13 protein-coding genes are annotated in these 15,896 nt (G+C 39.2%); 11 read left to right on the forward strand and 2 right to left on the reverse strand.

The window, feature by feature from the left end; all coding sequences use genetic code 11:
- Nucleotides 1–4 precede the first annotated feature (4 nt).
- Nucleotides 5–4,504, reverse strand: coding sequence for a glutamate synthase large subunit (gene gltB / locus GFH32_RS02685; protein ID WP_153509606.1), 4,500 nt, complete (start codon nt 4,502–4,504; stop codon nt 5–7).
- 208 nt (nt 4,505–4,712) lie between these two features.
- On the opposite strand from gltB, the gene GFH32_RS02690 reads away from it, so the two are divergent.
- The 4 genes from GFH32_RS02690 (at nt 4,713) to GFH32_RS02705 (ending at nt 8,203) form a co-directional block, all read left to right on the forward strand.
- Complete coding sequence (locus GFH32_RS02690) at nt 4,713–5,813, forward strand: mandelate racemase/muconate lactonizing enzyme family protein (protein WP_153509607.1); 1,101 nt, start codon at nt 4,713–4,715, stop codon at nt 5,811–5,813.
- Between the two features lie 193 nt (nt 5,814–6,006).
- The gene (locus GFH32_RS02695) at nt 6,007–6,987 is read left to right on the forward strand and encodes a deoxyhypusine synthase family protein (RefSeq protein ID WP_153509608.1); all 981 of its coding nucleotides are present in this window, start codon (nt 6,007–6,009) and stop codon (nt 6,985–6,987) included.
- A gap of 27 nt (nt 6,988–7,014) precedes the next feature.
- Nucleotides 7,015–7,566 carry a hypothetical protein gene (locus GFH32_RS02700; protein ID WP_228384203.1) on the forward strand — a complete coding sequence of 184 codons (552 nt, stop codon included), beginning with the start codon at nt 7,015–7,017 and terminating at the stop codon, nt 7,564–7,566.
- 61 nt (nt 7,567–7,627) lie between these two features.
- Nucleotides 7,628–8,203, forward strand: a complete 576-nt coding sequence (locus tag GFH32_RS02705; protein ID WP_153509609.1) for a non-canonical purine NTP diphosphatase — start codon at nt 7,628–7,630, stop codon at nt 8,201–8,203.
- A gap of 121 nt (nt 8,204–8,324) precedes the next feature.
- Here GFH32_RS02705 and GFH32_RS02710 read toward each other — a convergent pair whose 3' ends face one another.
- Complete coding sequence (locus GFH32_RS02710; RefSeq protein WP_153509610.1) at nt 8,325–10,520, reverse strand: OstA-like protein; 2,196 nt, start codon at nt 10,518–10,520, stop codon at nt 8,325–8,327.
- A gap of 238 nt (nt 10,521–10,758) precedes the next feature.
- Here GFH32_RS02710 and tilS point away from each other — a divergent pair, with 238 nt between their 5' ends.
- The 7 genes from tilS to GFH32_RS02745 all read left to right on the forward strand — a co-directional run bounded on the left by tilS (nt 10,759) and on the right by GFH32_RS02745 (nt 15,889).
- A complete protein-coding gene (gene tilS, locus GFH32_RS02715) occupies nt 10,759–12,081 on the forward strand; it encodes a tRNA lysidine(34) synthetase TilS (RefSeq protein ID WP_153509611.1) in 1,323 nt (440 codons plus the stop codon).
- A 5-nt stretch (nt 12,082–12,086) separates the two neighbouring features.
- A complete protein-coding gene (locus tag GFH32_RS02720; protein ID WP_153509612.1) occupies nt 12,087–12,572 on the forward strand; it encodes a hypothetical protein in 486 nt (161 codons plus the stop codon).
- An 82-nt stretch (nt 12,573–12,654) separates the two neighbouring features.
- A complete protein-coding gene (locus GFH32_RS02725; protein ID WP_153509613.1) occupies nt 12,655–12,954 on the forward strand; it encodes a DUF4834 family protein in 300 nt (99 codons plus the stop codon).
- A 36-nt stretch (nt 12,955–12,990) separates the two neighbouring features.
- The gene (recF, locus tag GFH32_RS02730) at nt 12,991–14,100 is read left to right on the forward strand and encodes a DNA replication/repair protein RecF (RefSeq protein WP_153509614.1); all 1,110 of its coding nucleotides are present in this window, start codon (nt 12,991–12,993) and stop codon (nt 14,098–14,100) included.
- Nucleotides 14,087–14,401, forward strand: a complete 315-nt coding sequence (locus tag GFH32_RS02735; protein ID WP_153509615.1) for a DUF721 domain-containing protein — start codon at nt 14,087–14,089, stop codon at nt 14,399–14,401. Before recF ends, GFH32_RS02735 begins: the two co-directional genes overlap by 14 nt.
- Nucleotides 14,402–14,427: 26 nt before the next feature.
- On the forward strand, nt 14,428–15,324 hold the full coding sequence (locus tag GFH32_RS02740) for an EamA family transporter (protein WP_153509616.1): 897 nt from the start codon (nt 14,428–14,430) through the stop codon (nt 15,322–15,324).
- A gap of 4 nt (nt 15,325–15,328) precedes the next feature.
- On the forward strand, nt 15,329–15,889 hold the full coding sequence (locus GFH32_RS02745) for a Crp/Fnr family transcriptional regulator (protein WP_153509617.1): 561 nt from the start codon (nt 15,329–15,331) through the stop codon (nt 15,887–15,889).
- The last annotated feature ends 7 nt before the right edge of the window (nt 15,890–15,896 follow it).

Raw genomic sequence — 15,896 nt, forward strand, 5'->3', positions numbered from 1 at the left:
TTGCTTATGCTGTTACTAATTTTCTCTGAATAACTTGTTTGTATTCTCTAGGATATACTTTAATAAACTTATTCTTCTCTGCTGCCCAATTAGTAAGAATAGCATTTGCTCTTTCACTCTTGGTAAGTAAGACGTGCTTTTTCAATAAATTGATAATTGCTGTTTCATCTTCAGATTCTAGTGGATCTAAATCAACCATTTCTTTATTGCAGTTTTCACGGAAATTTCCCTTTACATCGTAAACCCAAGCGATACCGCCACTCATACCTGCTGCAAAGTTTCTTCCCGTTTCACCAAGGATGAGTGCTCTACCTCCCGTCATGTATTCACAGCCATGGTCACCAATACCTTCTACAACTGCTGTTGCTCCGGAGTTTCTCACTGCAAAGCGTTCCCCTGCACGACCATTGATAAATAAATGACCTGATGTTGCTCCGTATAATGCCACGTTACCAATAATGATGTTTTCATCAGGCACTAAAGTGCTTTCTGCAGCTGGATAGATCGCTAGTTGCGCGCCAGACAAACCTTTTCCGACGTAGTCATTGGCTTCTCCTTCTAGCTCGAAAGATATCCCTTTGGTATTGAAGGCGCCGAATGATTGACCAGCAGATCCTTTAAATTTAAAGTTGATACTATTGTCTGGAAGACCTTCTGAACCGTACAGTTTAGAAATCTCATTCGACAATAATGTACCGATTGTTCTGTCTGTGTTTTTCACGTTGAACGTTCCGAATACTGGAGTTTTTCCTTCTAATGCTGGTTTTGCTTGTGTCAATAATCCCCAGTCTAAGATCATGCTCATGCCGTGATCTTGTTCTTCGGTATTGTATAGTGTCTGTCCGTTTGCGTTTGCAGCAACATGTAAGATACCCGAGAAGTCAATTTTAGATGCTTTCCAATGTGGTAAATCTTCTCTTTTTTTCAAGAATTGTGCTCTACCCACCATCTCGTTGATAGTACGGAATCCTAACTGAGCCATAATTTCGCGCATCTCTTCAGCTAAGAAGCCAAATAGATTTACAACGTCTTCAGGTTTTCCAGAGAACAGTTTTCTTAAATCTGGATCTTGTGTTGCAACACCTACAGGACATGTATTTAGGTGACACTTACGCATCATAATACATCCTCCTGCAACTAATGCAGCTGTTGCCACTCCCCATTCTTCAGCACCAAGTAGTGTTGCGATAACTAAATCTCTACCAGTCTTCATTTGACCGTCGGCTTGTAATACGACGCGACTACGAAGTTTGTTTTGTACAAGAGTCTGATGTGCTTCTGCAAGACCTAATTCCCAAGGTAGTCCGGCATGTTTGATAGAGCTGATGGGGGAAGCTCCAGTCCCCCCGTCATAACCAGCGATTAAGATTACGTCAGCATGCGCCTTTGCCACTCCTGCGGCGATAGTACCAACGCCGGCCTTGGAAACCAGTTTTACGTTGATACGGGCGTCTCTATTAGCATTTTTCAAATCGAAAATTAACTGTGCTAAATCTTCGATAGAATAAATATCGTGATGTGGAGGAGGAGAAATTAATCCCACTCCAGGTGTTGAGTGACGAACTTTTGCAATCCAATCATCAACCTTATGTCCAGGAAGCTGACCACCTTCGCCAGGTTTTGCTCCTTGAGCCATCTTGATTTGAATCTCATCAGCCTGCGTTAAGTAGTTTGATGTTACCCCGAAGCGTGCGGATGCGACTTGCTTGATCGCTGAGCGCATCGAGTCTCCGTTTGGTAATTTCGCATAGCGAATTTCATCTTCACCACCTTCACCAGTATTTGATTTACCGCCAATACGGTTCATTGCGATCGCAAGTGTGCTGTGTGCTTCATGGGAAATAGATCCAAATGACATGGCACCTGTTGCAAAGCGTTTCATAATCTCGCTTGCCGGTTCTACTTGGTCAATAGCGATTGGTGTGCGATGTTTAGCAAACTCTAATAAACCACGAAGCGTAAACATATGCTCTTTTTGGTTGTTAATTAGACTTGCGTATTTTTTATAAGTTTCAAAACTGTCGGTTCTACAAGCTTGTTGAAGTAAGTGAACAGTTTGAGGATTCCATAAGTGACCTTCACCACGACGTTTCCATTGGTATAGACCTCCTTCAGGTAATAACTTTGGCGTTACTCTGCTGTGTTCAAAACCTCGCCAATGTTTAGCTAAAGCTTCTTTAGCAATATCATCTAATGTAAGTCCACCGATTCGAGAAACGGCACCACAGAAGTAATTGTCTACCACAGAAGAATCAATACCTAAAACCTCAAAGATCTGAGCGCCATGGTAAGACTGTAAAGTCGATATTCCCATTTTCGAGAAGATCTTCAATAAGCCATTACATACCGCTTTTACATAGTTTTTCTTCAAGTCATCCCAAGTCAAATCCGTTTCAAGTTGACCTTGCTCGCGCATAGTTCGAATACTTGCTAACGCCATGTATGGGTTAATAGCAGTCGCTCCGAATGCTAATAAACATGCAAAGTGATGAACTTCCCATGCGTCGCCAGCCTCTACGACTAGTCCCACTGCACCGCGGTTTCCGGTTTTAATTAAGTGGTGATGAACGGCAGAAACGGCTAATAAAGAAGGTATCGCGCAGTGTTGGGAGTCTATTGCTCTGTCTGATAAAATAATGACCTCAAAGCCATCTTTTACAGCGTCATCAGCGTAGCGACATAGTCTATCTAGACCAGCTTCTAAAGAGCCAGGTTTACCATCCGCGCGGAAATAACTTTGAATAGTTTTCGCTTGAAATACACCTGTGTCAATTGAGCGCAGTTTTTCTAACTCACTCGAAGTTAAAATAGGGTGCTCTAGTGTTACACAATGACAGAATTTTTTATCCTCGATAAGTATATTTCCTGCGTTTCCAATAAAGGTTGCAAGACTCATGACCAATCGTTCACGAATCGGGTCGATTGGAGGGTTGGTTACTTGAGCAAAGAATTGTTTGAAATAGCTAGAAATATGCTGAGGTTGATCAGATAAAACTGCTAATGGTACGTCTGTTCCCATCGAGCCGATTGGCTCATAACCGGTTAAGGCCATTGGAGTTAATATTGTTTCAATATCCTCACGAGAATAGCCAAAAGATTGTTGGTATCTAAATACAGATTCCTTCGATAGGTAAGTAAAAGTAACACGAGGATCTGCTAATTCTTCTAATTTAATTTTATAGTTATTAATCCACTCACCATAAGGTTGTTGACGAACAAGTTCGCCTTTTACCTCTTCGTCTGAGCGAATTTTTCCAGCTTCCATATCTACGACGAATATCTTACCTGGTTGTTGTCTACCTTTTAGAATAATGGTCGATTCGTCGATTGGTAATGCACCAGCTTCAGAAGCAACGACAACACGGTCATCATTTGTAACAGCATAACGCAATGGACGGAGACCGTTGCGGTCTAATGTTGCTCCAATGATATTACCATCCGTAAAACAAAGGGCAGCAGGACCATCCCATGGTTCCATCAATGTTGCGTGGTATTCATAGAATGCTTTTTTCAATGGATCCATTTGCTCATTACCATCCCAAGCTTCAGGAACTAGCATCAGCATCACATGCGGTAAACTTCTCCCACTATGTAGTAACAGTTCAACAACGTTATCTAAACAAGCAGAATCGGACTGACCACGGTCAACCACAGGCAATAGGATTTCCATTTCCTCGTCGGTAAAATACGGCGACGACAATGCACGTACGCCAGCATAGAACCAATTTAGATTTCCGGTCAAAGTATTGATCTCGCCATTATGAGCAATCATACGGAAAGGTTGCGCCAAGGACCATGAAGGGAAAGTATTTGTTGAGAATCGCGAGTGAATTAAGCCGAAAGCAGATACAACGCGCGGATCATGTAAGTCTTTAAAGTAAGATCCCACTTGGTAAGTGGTTAATTGACCTTTGTAAACTATTGTTTTGCAAGAAAGTGAGGCAATATAAAGAGGAAGCGGGTAGGCTTGATACGTTTTGATTTTTTGGATTATTAGGCGTCTTAAGACGTATAGTTTTCTTTCAAAATCTTCTGTATTACCAACTCCTTCCGGTCTAGAGATAAAGAATTGAACAATCTCAGGTTCTGCGCTTAAAGCTGTTGGACCAATTCCGCTACGATTTACTGGGACTGTCCGGAAACCTAAAAGTTCCATCTTTCGCTCTTCCGCAGCCTCAGCAATCACTTGACGACAGATTGCATTCATTTCAGCTTCCTTCGGCAGGAATAACATACCGACTCCGTAGTAACCAGGCTCTTGTAATTGTATACCTAGATTAATACACTCTTCCCAAAGAAATTCATGAGGTAATTGAATCATGATCCCTGCTCCGTCTCCTGATTCAGGGTCGCATCCGCATGCTCCGCGGTGCTCCATGTTCTCTAACATGGTCAGAGCGTCTTGTACCTGTCGGTGAGATTTTTGTCCTTTGATATGGGCTACAAAACCTACCCCGCAGGCATCATGTTCAAACGCTGGATTATATAGTCCTTCTTGCTGCATTGTGTTGTGAATATTTTATATTTTAACAATAGGTTTGCTAATATACGAATAAAAATAACAGTTTATTGAAAAACTAATAAAAAATATAAGAATATGTTGAGTAATACATAAAATATGGTCTTATTATTATTGATATCGTATTTGATTCGCCAATCGATTGTAAAATTGAAATATCATTCGCTAATTTTGTTGATATAACAAATGAATTATGATTATTACCGAAATTGAAATATACCGACTGAGTATCCCCATGGAACCGTTCGTTATTGCGACAGGAACTATGGACTACGCTCAAAACACATTTATTCGAATAAAGACAGATTCTGAATACTATGGCGTAGGAGAATGTTCAGCATTTCCAATGATCGTAGGGGAGACACAAAATACCTGTATTGCGGTTGCAAAGGACTTTGCCAAGATTCTATTAGGGAAAGATCCCTTGCAAATTGAAGAACGCATGGCGGAACTTCATTTGTATATCGCCGGAAATGCAACAATCAAGTCCGCATTTGATATGGCGCTTTACGATCTGTCTGCAAAGAATGCAGGGGTTCCTCTTTATCAATTTCTCGGAGGAAAGGTTAGAGATATTGTAACAGACATCACGTTGGGAATCGCGTCGCCAGAAGTTATGGCAGAGAAAGCAAGAAAACTGCACGAAGGCGGAGCTGTAGCACTCAAAGTTAAACTTGGAAAGAAACCAAAGGATGATATTGCACGTATCAAGGCAATTCGTCAATCTGTTGGATTTGATATTCCAATTCGAATCGATGCAAATCAAGGTTGGAGTTATGAAGAGGCGGTGGAAGCCTTACAAGGCTTAGAGCCGCTGAAAATACAATTCTGCGAACAGCCAATGCGTACCTATAATGATCATCTACTCGCGCAATTACGTACGGAAACTATTGTGCCTATTATGGCGGATGAATCTGTTTATAATCATCATGATGCTGAAAGACTTTGCCGCACGGATAGCTGCGATTATATCAACATTAAATTTTCAAAATCATCTGGCATTGCGGAGTCTCTCAAGATTCAGTCTGTTGCGCAGGAATACCATATTCCATGTATGATTGGAGGAATGCTTGAGAGTCGGTTAGCACTTGCGGCGAAAGTTCATTTTGCATACGCTGCACCCAATGTGAAATTCTATGATCTGGACACCTGTATGGTTGGACATCTGGAAGATCCAGTTATTGGTGGAATTCAATATGATGGATACCAAATACATATCCATGATGGATTGGGGATAGGTGCTGATATGGATCCTGCATTTTTAGAAACTTGTGATAAATGGACAATCTCTTAATAAAAAGCTATGTTAAATAATGACAGTTGGACATTAGGGATGTCTGAAGTGATCATCCTTATTATTTTACTCATCATATTGCTTTTCTTTGCCTACATTTTTACCAAGCTTCTCAAGCGAAAGTAAATCGGTAATGAGCCAAGAATAGGGAATAAATCAGTACATTTGTCCCCAATATCAGATATAAAAAAATATGAGCACACAACGCGGACCTATTTCTCAATTTATCGAGAAAAACTATCTTCATTTTAACGCTGCTTCTTTAGTAGATGCGGCAAAAGGATATGAAACACACCTTGCTGAAGGTGGAAAGATGTTGGTTTCTTTAGCAGGAGCAATGAGTACTGCTGAATTGGGTATTTCATTAGCTGAGATGATCCGTCAGGATAAAGTCGCTATCATTTCTTGTACTGGAGCGAACTTAGAAGAAGACGTGATGAACTTGGTCGCACATTCACACTATAAACGTGTTCCGAACTACCGCGACTTGACTCCTCAAGACGAGTGGGAATTATTAGAAAACCATTACAATCGTGTAACCGATACTTGTATCCCAGAGGAAGAAGCGTTCAGACGCTTACAGTCACATCTAGAAAAAGCTTGGAAAGATGCCGAAGCTAATGGCGAACGTTACTTCCCACATGAATTTTTATATAAAGTAGTATTATCTGGTGATCTTGAGCAATACTATGAAATCGATCCAAAGAATTCTTGGATTTTAGCGGCTGCAGAAAAGAATATTCCAATTATCTGTCCAGGATGGGAAGATTCAACGACTGGTAACATCTTTGCATCGTACGTTATTAAAGGACAATTAAATGTTCATACCGTAAAAACAGGTATTGAGTACATGATTTACTTAACAGAATGGTACCGTGCGAACTCTGCTGGTAAAGGTGTAGGATTCTTCCAAATTGGTGGTGGTATCGCTGGTGATTTCCCAATCTGTGTTGTTCCAATGATGTACCAAGATTTAGAGTGGCATGATGTTCCTTTCTGGTCTTATTTCTGTCAAATCTCTGACTCGACAACCTCATATGGTTCGTACTCTGGTGCCGTACCTAATGAGAAAATCACTTGGGGTAAATTAGATACAGAATCACCGAAATTCATCGTGGAGTCGGATGCGACAATTGTTGCGCCTTTGATCTTTGCTTGGGTATTAGGTCAATAAGCTATTATAACAAAATCGGATATCAAATTGGCATCGAACCTAACAACAGATAACGTAGTTGCACTTCAGACATTAATGTCTGAGACCATTTTTACAATGGGTGAGCAATCTACTTTGCCTGGAGGATCGATTCACGATCATCCGAATCAAGATATTCCTCAGTCTGCTGAACCTATTTCAGCAGCTGAGGAATTTATTTTTCAGGGAGATAAAACGACGGGTGTTCTCTTCATTCTGCGCTATCCTGATTATCCGTACTTCTCAGCAGAAGCAGAGGAGGCTTTCCTAAAAACGATTGGAGCTTTACAATTAAACGCAAGTAATGTTGCCGTTGTTAATCTGGCGAATAAGCATAATCCCAATGACTGGGGACGTATTATGAAATTCTTTGAACCCAAGAAAATAATCTTACTTGGCGTAGAACCAACCTCACTTAAATTACCTGTTATTGCCCATAACTCCTATATGAAAGGGCGTATCGCAACTGTTTTCAATACGTTTAGTTTTGAAGAGATGTTTGCAGATGTTCAAAAGAAAAAACTCTTTTGGGGAGAATTCAAAACCTTTATAGGTTCCTAATTTCAATTTTTTCCAATTATTACCTTTTCAGAATGTTAATTTTGGCAGATATTTATGCACTATGGAATTAATATTTGCTACAAACAACGCTCATAAGTTAGAAGAAGTACAACAAATGGTTGGCGATCGATTTATACTGAAAACATTGGCCGATATTAATTGTCACGATGATATCCCTGAAACAGGTATTACCTTCCAAGAGAATGCGAAGCAAAAGACAGACTATTTGGTCGAACGTTTCGCTGTAAATTGTTTTGGAGATGATTCAGGATTGGAAGTTGATGCTTTAAATGGAGAACCTGGCGTATATTCTGCACGTTATTCAGGATCTCGTGATATGGAGAAGAACATTGACTTAGTATTAGAAAAATTAGGCGATAGTTCGAATAGAAATGCGCGTTTTAAAACCGTGATTTCGCTTTACTTAAATGGCGAGCAGCATTTTTTTGAGGGAACAGTTGAGGGAAACATTATCACAAATCGTATCGGAACAGAAGGATTCGGATACGATCCTATTTTTATTCCTGAAGGCTATACGCAGACTTTTGCGGAAATGAGTATGCTAGAAAAGAACAAAATTAGTCATAGAGCAAAAGCGATTGCTAAACTGGTGGATTTCTTAAAGTCGGAGATCTAGAAAGGGATACGGCTTTTTAAAACAGCAGGTAGTAGACTAGTTCGGACCTTAAGCCTAGCTCAACCCATCAAATTCGAAAGAGAATAGGTTGAACTAGGCTCAATTAGTTAAAAAGAACTAGTTAATTCTGGATTTTTTCTTCGATTTTTTTAGTGGCAGGATTCAATTTTTTTACTTCGCCTGCTTTTGTCTCGACAGGACTACTGCTCTCATTAGCATCTTTTTTATCGTCTTTTTCTGTGTCTGGGACACTACTCTGTGGAGCTCGCTTCCGGTTTAACATGTCTTCGACAGACTTCGGCCTATCCTCGGGTTTCCATTGAAAGCCTGGTAACACTTCAATTTCCTGTGTAACGAGTTTAAAAGGGTATATCTTTTGATCTATTTTGCGGATAGAAACGTAATCAATAATTTTATTGTTCTCCATCGTAATCTTGATTCGACTACTTCGGTCGTGAAACATCTCTGTAATTGTTTTCGTTTTATCGTTCGTTGAAAACACGAGATTCTCGGCGTTACCATCAACGAAAAGACGTTCTATACTGTTGTTAGCGAAAAATGCAGTAATTTTTCGACCCTTTAATTGATTGAATTTTAGGGTGTCTAATACCGCATTCACCATAAAGGCATTTTGCTTAAGTAAGGCATTATCCATCTTGCCATTTTTTATTTGCATAAAAATGGTATCCGCGGATATCTGAGATCCATCAGACCAAATCATTGGTTTTCCCATAAAGCGGAACATGGAATCAACCATGCCATAATAAACAGAGTCGGCAACAGCTTGTAGGTCAGATTTAAATACTCGCACATTATAATTTGCACGAACAATACGCGTCCTCGCCGTGTCTGCAAATAGCTGTGTGGAATCTTTCAATAGCGTATCAGCGGTTTGTGCAGATTTAAGCGCATCCGTTATTAACTCGTCATGCTCATTTCCTGTTGGCATCTCTGCTTTCTTTCTCAAAACACTATCTGCCTTTGTCGTCAGCTCTATGTTTAAGGAGTCTGCTGCTTTGGTTTTCTCTGGCGCTTTTTTAGGTGCGATAACTTTTTTAGCACCCTCAATTTTTTTACTATTAATTTGCGGACTCTTATCCGCTATTTTGTTCGAATCAAGTTTTAAGGACAATGAGTCCGCGTTATCAAAAGAGGTCGAGTCGTCTAGGTCTCCATAATCGACTTCAGTGGTTTCTTCTATTTGCCCACCATTTCGGTCTAATTTAAGGTCTAGGGGTTTATAATCCCGAACAAATATTACGCGAGAATACAAGGTGTCTGCCGTCATATAGGCGGTGTCAACCTGAGGTGCTTGCTTTGACGGAACCAATGGTTTGTTTTCCGTTGTATCTGTAACAGCCTTTAGTTCCTGTTCGTTCTGTTGTTTTTGCTTCTCTTTTAGCTCTTTTTCCTTTTCTCGTTCAAGCTTTTTAATTTCTTTTTTGGACAGACTTTTATCCGTTTTCAGACTATCTGCGTTTGTCGTGTCGACCTTACTATTGCTGGAATCATTTTGAATGACATATTTAACTAAGGGTTTGTCAGTCATTAAGATCGATTGATCGGATTCAATGTATTTGCCGTAGCCTCCTTCGGAATAAAACTTATCCAAGGTATCTACGAATACAACATTGCGAAAAGCCTCACCAAGCCCTTTATTTCGGTCATAAAAAAGACTATCGCCTTTCAAAAAGCGACTGCCTTCCGTATAGAGGTTATTTTTGTTGAATTTTGCGATTCCAAATGCGGTGTTGTAGGTCCCTTTCTCGGTATAAAGATTTTCACCCTTGCGGCCCTTAATATTTGTTGGACCGAAGAAAAATGCATCTCTATACATGGTGTTATACTGCATGGTATCTGTATAGATTATCACATTTGGAGAGCGGACAACCACTTTATTATTAAAATATGCGTCTTTGGAGGTTTCGAAATAATAAGCACTTTGGGAAGTAATGGTATCGCCTTTCCCTTCAATACGACCACCGTTGCGGTATGTTCCACGTTGGCTACGCATATTATAAGTCAGGTAATTTGTCGTTAAAGTTGTTTCACCATCAACCATGCGGACATTTCTAGTCAACACCGCTTGTTGCGACTCCGCATCATAGTGTAAGTGCGTTCCGTAGATGGTGGTACCAGAAGGTTGATTAATGACAATATTACCATGCGCTTCAAAAAACTCGCGGCCTAAATCATCTTTGTACAGGTCTCCACTGTCTGCAGATAGGGTTGAACCTTTGTGCTCATACATGGGACGATAACTCCTGAGGATTTTTTGATTGATAAATCGACTGCGATCAGAGGATAATAAACGCATTTCACTGCCGGTTGGGGCAGGTGTTGGAGTTATTTGTCCGTAACTCGAGACAAAGCACAGTAGCGTTAGAAGAATAAATAGGTACCTCACAAGCGCAAAAATATGTAAATAATTAGCAAAAAATTGTTAAAGGCTAAATTTTAATCTACAAATCAAAAGATATTAAATAACAGCGAAAAGTAGACCAATTTTTGTATTGAAATTAGCGGTCAAGAAATGGAATGCTTATTTTTGATTTATGGCAACCATCAATAAGTTAAAAAGCTTTATTAAAGAGGAGCACCTGCTCGATGCATCAGATAAGATTCTGTTGGCTGTGAGTGGGGGTAAAGACTCGATGTTGATGGCTTGCTTGTTTCATGATTTAGGCTATAATTGCATCATTGCACATTGTAATTTTAATTTGCGAGGGGCGGAGTCTGATTTAGATGAGGCGCTTGTTCGCGACTATGCCGCAGAATTGGGATACCCCTTTTTTGTAAAACACTTCGAGACGGAAGCTTACGCCAAAAAGCATAAAGAGTCTATCCAAATGGCGGCTCGATCTTTACGTTATGCTTGGTTTGAAGAGCTGATGCGCGAAGAAGCTTGTCAGGTTGTATGCGTTGCTCAACATCTAAATGATCACATCGAAACGGCGCTGTTAAACCTGACGCGTTCAACAGGACTACAAGGACTATTGGGAATTGCACCTAAAAGGGACCCTATCGTTCGACCACTACGTTGTTTAACGGCTGAAGAAGTGGAGAAGACTGTAAGCGAATACAATGTTCCCTATAGGGATGATCAGTCGAATTTCTCGACAAAGTATGCAAGAAATAAAGTTCGTCTGTCCATTATTCCAAAATTCAAAGAGATACAACCAGACTTTGAGTCCATCATGGTTCAAAATATTAAGCATTTTGAAGATAGTTATCTGTTCATAAAACGACAGGTTGACGCGATTCGTTCTCAAATTTTTCAAGAAGAGACAGCGCGAACAGTGATTGTAAAAGATGCTTTAGGGAATTATATCAATGACAGTTATTTACTGTTTGAATTGTTTAAGCCTTATGGTTTTAATAGGGAGATTTTGATTGATCTTCAAGATTGTTTTATGCGAGGTATGGGACAGTTATTTGAGTCGCCAAGTCATGAACTTCTATTAGATCGAGATACACTAATTCTACAAGCGAAGGACAGCGATGTAGAATTGGATATAAAAATTGAGAAAGGCGATACATCTATTCAAATTGGAAATGCTTCGTTGACATGTTCGATTGGCGAAGTTGAATTCAGTAAAGAAAGTGATCGCGTTCATATCGATGCCGATTTGCTAGTTTATCCATTAACGATTCGCAACTGGCAATCGGGCGATGTTTTTGTTCCGTTCGGAATGAAAGGGCGTAAGAAACTTAGTGATTTCTTTATACAGCAGAAAATTGATCGTTTTGAAAAGAAGCGTATTGCACTTTTGGTAAATGGTAATGCTGAGATCATTTGGGTGATTAATCATCGCTTAGATAATCGGTATAAAGTGACTGAAAATACAAAGAAAGTACTTACTTTAGTATTCAAATAGGAAGCATGGAGGAACAATTACTATTTAAGGAGAAGCAGTATTTAGGTAGAGATATGACTTGGATTAGCGTTCGATTAATTCTAGCATTGTTCTGCTTTATTGCCTACTATATCAATTTGGAACATGTACTCTCGCGACAGTTGTTCTTTATTGTTGGTGGAGGTATTCTAATCGTTTCTATTATTATGCTTTATATGATAAGTTATAGAACGAAGGTGTTTCCTACACATATTTTGCTTAGTGGCTTATGGACGACTTCCGTTGTAAAAATTGATTTGAGCTCGGTCGTTAAAGTAGAGAAAAGGCGTTATTCTTCCTTTATTTTTAATAATCCCGTGTATAATTTGCATAAGAATGGGAAAATTAGATTTTACTCAGGAGGTAAAGATGCTGTTTGGTTAACTGATCGTGACGGATTAATCTACGTAATTGGTTCTCAACATCCGCAAGAGCTTTTTAACGCGATTGAAGAGGCTAGATGCAAATCGTAAAAATTTGTTAACTGATATTAGTCTGACAATTGTATTTAGTTTGAAACCAATATTTTTTTAAATTTGGTAAAAAGCATTAGAAATGACATTTATCTATTTCCTTATATCGATTATTTTATTTTACTACTTATTCAAGTTTGGTATGCGTTTGTTGATGCCGTTCTTCATGCGAAAGCTGACAGAGCGATTAATGAATAAGCAACAACAGTATGCGAATGAGGGTCCTTTTCAACAATCTTATGGTGATCCGTTCAGAACTTATAATGAACGCGAAAAGCGTACTGATGGGAAAGTGAAAGTCGAATTTACTCCAACAAAGGATGCACCTAAAAAAGGGACTGCTACCGCGGGCGAGTTTATCGATTTTGAAGAGGTAAAGTAAGATAGAGCAACATAAAAAGCCTATCTTTGTGTTGCTATGTGGCTCAAACACCTTTCTGTTTTAAATTTTAAAAACTATACGGAATCTACCTTAGAATTTCTTCCAGCTACGAATGCCTTTACGGGGCAAAACGGCGCAGGGAAGACAAATCTGCTAGATGCTATTCACTATCTTTCGCTCTGTAAATCATATTTCAATCCGATTGATTCGCAGCATATTAAGAAGGGGGAAGATTGGTTTATGGTTCAAGGAGAGTTTGATCGAGAATTGATGTGCGATCAGGTCTCTTGCAGTTTGAAGAAGAACCAGAAAAAACAGTTTAAGAAGAATAAGAAAGAGTACGGGCGCCTTGCTGATCATATCGGACAATTTCCGTTAGTGATGATATCCCCTAATGATTCCTTTATTATTATGGATGGGAGTGAGGAGCGTCGCAAGTTTGTCGATAATGTGATTTCTCAAACAGATAATCATTATCTAGATTACCTCATTAATTACAATCGAATCTTATTGCAAAGGAATACCGTATTGAAAAACATCCGGGAAACTGGTGTTTTCGATATTGGACTTTTGGAAGTTCTCAATATGCAATTAGTTGATAGTGGGGAGAAGATCTTCGCAAGACGACGCGAATTTATGAATGAATTCTTGCCAGAATTTCAACGCTATTATCAATTTCTTTCTGATGATGCCGAACAGGTTAGTTTGATTTACGAATCACAGTTACTGACGAACGACTTTATGGATTTGTTGAGTTCTCAACTAGATAAGGATCGTGCGTTGGAACGTACTACGGTAGGTATTCATAAGGATGATTTGCTATTTAGTATTCATGAAGGGATGCCGCTTAAGAAATTCGGTTCGCAGGGTCAGCAGAAGTCTTTTTTAATCGCTCTGAAGCTTGCTCAATATGCATTTTTGAAGAACAGAAAGCAATTTAAACCGCTATTGTTACTTGATGATATCTTTGATAAATTGGATGATCAGCGGACGAAAAAGTTAATGAAATTGGTTTCTGAAGACGAGTTCGGACAAATCTTTTTAACAGACACAGATTCCTTCAGAATACAGCGTATTTTTAAAGAAATTGGTAAACCTATTCGTATCTTTGAAGTTGAAGGAGGACAGGTTCATGGCGAAATATAGCGACGATTCATTTAGACGAAGTGACGACATCACAATCAAACAAGCAGTTGAGAAGTTACTTGATGTTTATCGCTTACGCCGTAAATTTGACGAGACTTCGATTATATCCGCTTGGCCAGAGTTAATTGGTGCTGCGATCGCCAACCGAACCCAACAAATCTATATTCGCGACAGAAAGTTATTCGTCAAAGTAGAGTCTGCAGTTATAAAGAATGAATTAGCAATAATGCGCCGTCAGATTATCGGTCGCGTCAATGAATATGTAGGTCAGGTCGTGATCGAAGAGTTTGTTATCCTTTAGTTCTACTATTACTGTATTTTCGATTTATGAAGTACTATACGTCAGCTTTGCTGGGTTTTGTTATTTGGGGCACTTTTGCCTTGGTCTTAAAGCCACTCGGAGCATTCGGAGCGCTCGATATTCTTATTCATCGGGTAATTTTTGCAGCCATTTCAATTGTAATTGCTTGTTTTTTGTTCCGTAGGAAACAAACTTTAGCGAGTATCCATTATATCAAAACCTTAGATCGTAGTCGAAAAACGAAATTGCTTATAAACGTCGTTTCGTCTGCTATATTCCTAGCGTTTAACTGGTTTTCATTTATCTACGTAATGAATGCTATCAGTGTAAATGCAACCTCTTTAGCGTATCTTATCTGTCCGATCTTAACAACTATACTCGCCAGTCTATTCTTAAATGAGAGGCTTAATAATGGGCAATGGTTGGCAGTATTTATAGCCGCAGTTAGTTGTATTATTTTAGCGTATGGTCATTTTATGGATCTATTCTATAGCATGATGATTGCCCTATCGTATGCAATCTACCTTATCTTACAAAAGAATAGTTTCCAGATTGATAAGTTTTTTTCACTAACGATACATATCGTAGTGAGTATGTTTCTCCTATTACCACTTTTAGGTATCGTCGACACTAGCAGTGTCAAGACTCCTGAATTCTATGGACTCGTATTTGTGATTGCTGTTGGGTATACCATTATTCCCTTATTCATGAATATCTTCGCATTGAAGGGATTAGATTCCTCAGTCGTTGGAATATTAATGTATTTAAACCCAATCATCAGTTTCTTCTTGGCAGTTTTTTATTACCGAGAACCTATCAACACACAGCAAATTGTGGCATTTTCTATGATTATGTTGGCTATATTAGTGTTCAATGCGGCTTATATTTACGAACGGCGTAGAAAATTGAAAATCCAATCCTAGAAAAATGGACTTTAAAGCTTCCTTATTTCAAATGTTTGACCTTTCTGATAAGCAGGCTGATTTAATATTGAGCAAGTTTAGGCGAGAGCGTTTAGAAAAGAACGAATTGTATTTAGAGGAAGGGAAGAAATGTGAAAAGATGAGCTTTATTCAGGCTGGATATTGTCGGGTTTTTAGGCAAACTCCGGATAAAGAAGTGACCCAATGGATAGGAGGGCAGGGGTATTTTGTCACCGATTTGGCGTCCTTTCTATTTGATCAGGAAGCCAAATGGAGTATTGATGCGTTAACTTCAGTAGAGCTTTTTACGTTGAACAAGAAGGATTATCAAACCATAGAGGGCGAGATTCCAGATTGGAATATATTGGAGAAACGTTTTATTGCAAAGTGCTTTATGGTGCTAGAGCAACGTATCTTTAACTTTATTGCACTTTCAGCAGAGGAACGCTATCGGCAATATTTTGAACAACAGAAAGATCTTTTCAATCAAGTTCCGCTTCAATATATAGCTTCCGTCTTAGGCATGAGTCCGGAGACACTCTCTAGGATAAGAAGTAAGGGATAATTAGTAA

The organism is Sphingobacteruim zhuxiongii (assembly GCF_009557615.1).
GTDB lineage: Bacteria > Bacteroidota > Bacteroidia > Sphingobacteriales > Sphingobacteriaceae > Sphingobacterium > Sphingobacterium zhuxiongii.

Coding starts and splice junctions, on each gene's coding strand:
- GFH32_RS02690 (WP_153509607.1), top strand. CDS start 4,713: ATGATTATTACCGAAATTGAAATATACCGACTGAGTATCCCCATGGAA.
- tilS (WP_153509611.1), top strand. CDS start 10,759: ATGGCAACCATCAATAAGTTAAAAAGCTTTATTAAAGAGGAGCACCTG.
- GFH32_RS02725 (WP_153509613.1), top strand. CDS start 12,655: ATGACATTTATCTATTTCCTTATATCGATTATTTTATTTTACTACTTA.
- GFH32_RS02705 (WP_153509609.1), top strand. CDS start 7,628: ATGGAATTAATATTTGCTACAAACAACGCTCATAAGTTAGAAGAAGTA.
- GFH32_RS02695 (WP_153509608.1), top strand. CDS start 6,007: ATGAGCACACAACGCGGACCTATTTCTCAATTTATCGAGAAAAACTAT.
- gltB (WP_153509606.1), bottom strand. CDS start 4,504: ATGCAGCAAGAAGGACTATATAATCCAGCGTTTGAACATGATGCCTGC.
- GFH32_RS02720 (WP_153509612.1), top strand. CDS start 12,087: ATGGAGGAACAATTACTATTTAAGGAGAAGCAGTATTTAGGTAGAGAT.
- recF (WP_153509614.1), top strand. CDS start 12,991: ATGTGGCTCAAACACCTTTCTGTTTTAAATTTTAAAAACTATACGGAA.
- GFH32_RS02735 (WP_153509615.1), top strand. CDS start 14,087: ATGGCGAAATATAGCGACGATTCATTTAGACGAAGTGACGACATCACA.
- GFH32_RS02740 (WP_153509616.1), top strand. CDS start 14,428: ATGAAGTACTATACGTCAGCTTTGCTGGGTTTTGTTATTTGGGGCACT.
- GFH32_RS02745 (WP_153509617.1), top strand. CDS start 15,329: ATGGACTTTAAAGCTTCCTTATTTCAAATGTTTGACCTTTCTGATAAG.
- GFH32_RS02710 (WP_153509610.1), bottom strand. CDS start 10,520: ATGCGTTTATTATCCTCTGATCGCAGTCGATTTATCAATCAAAAAATC.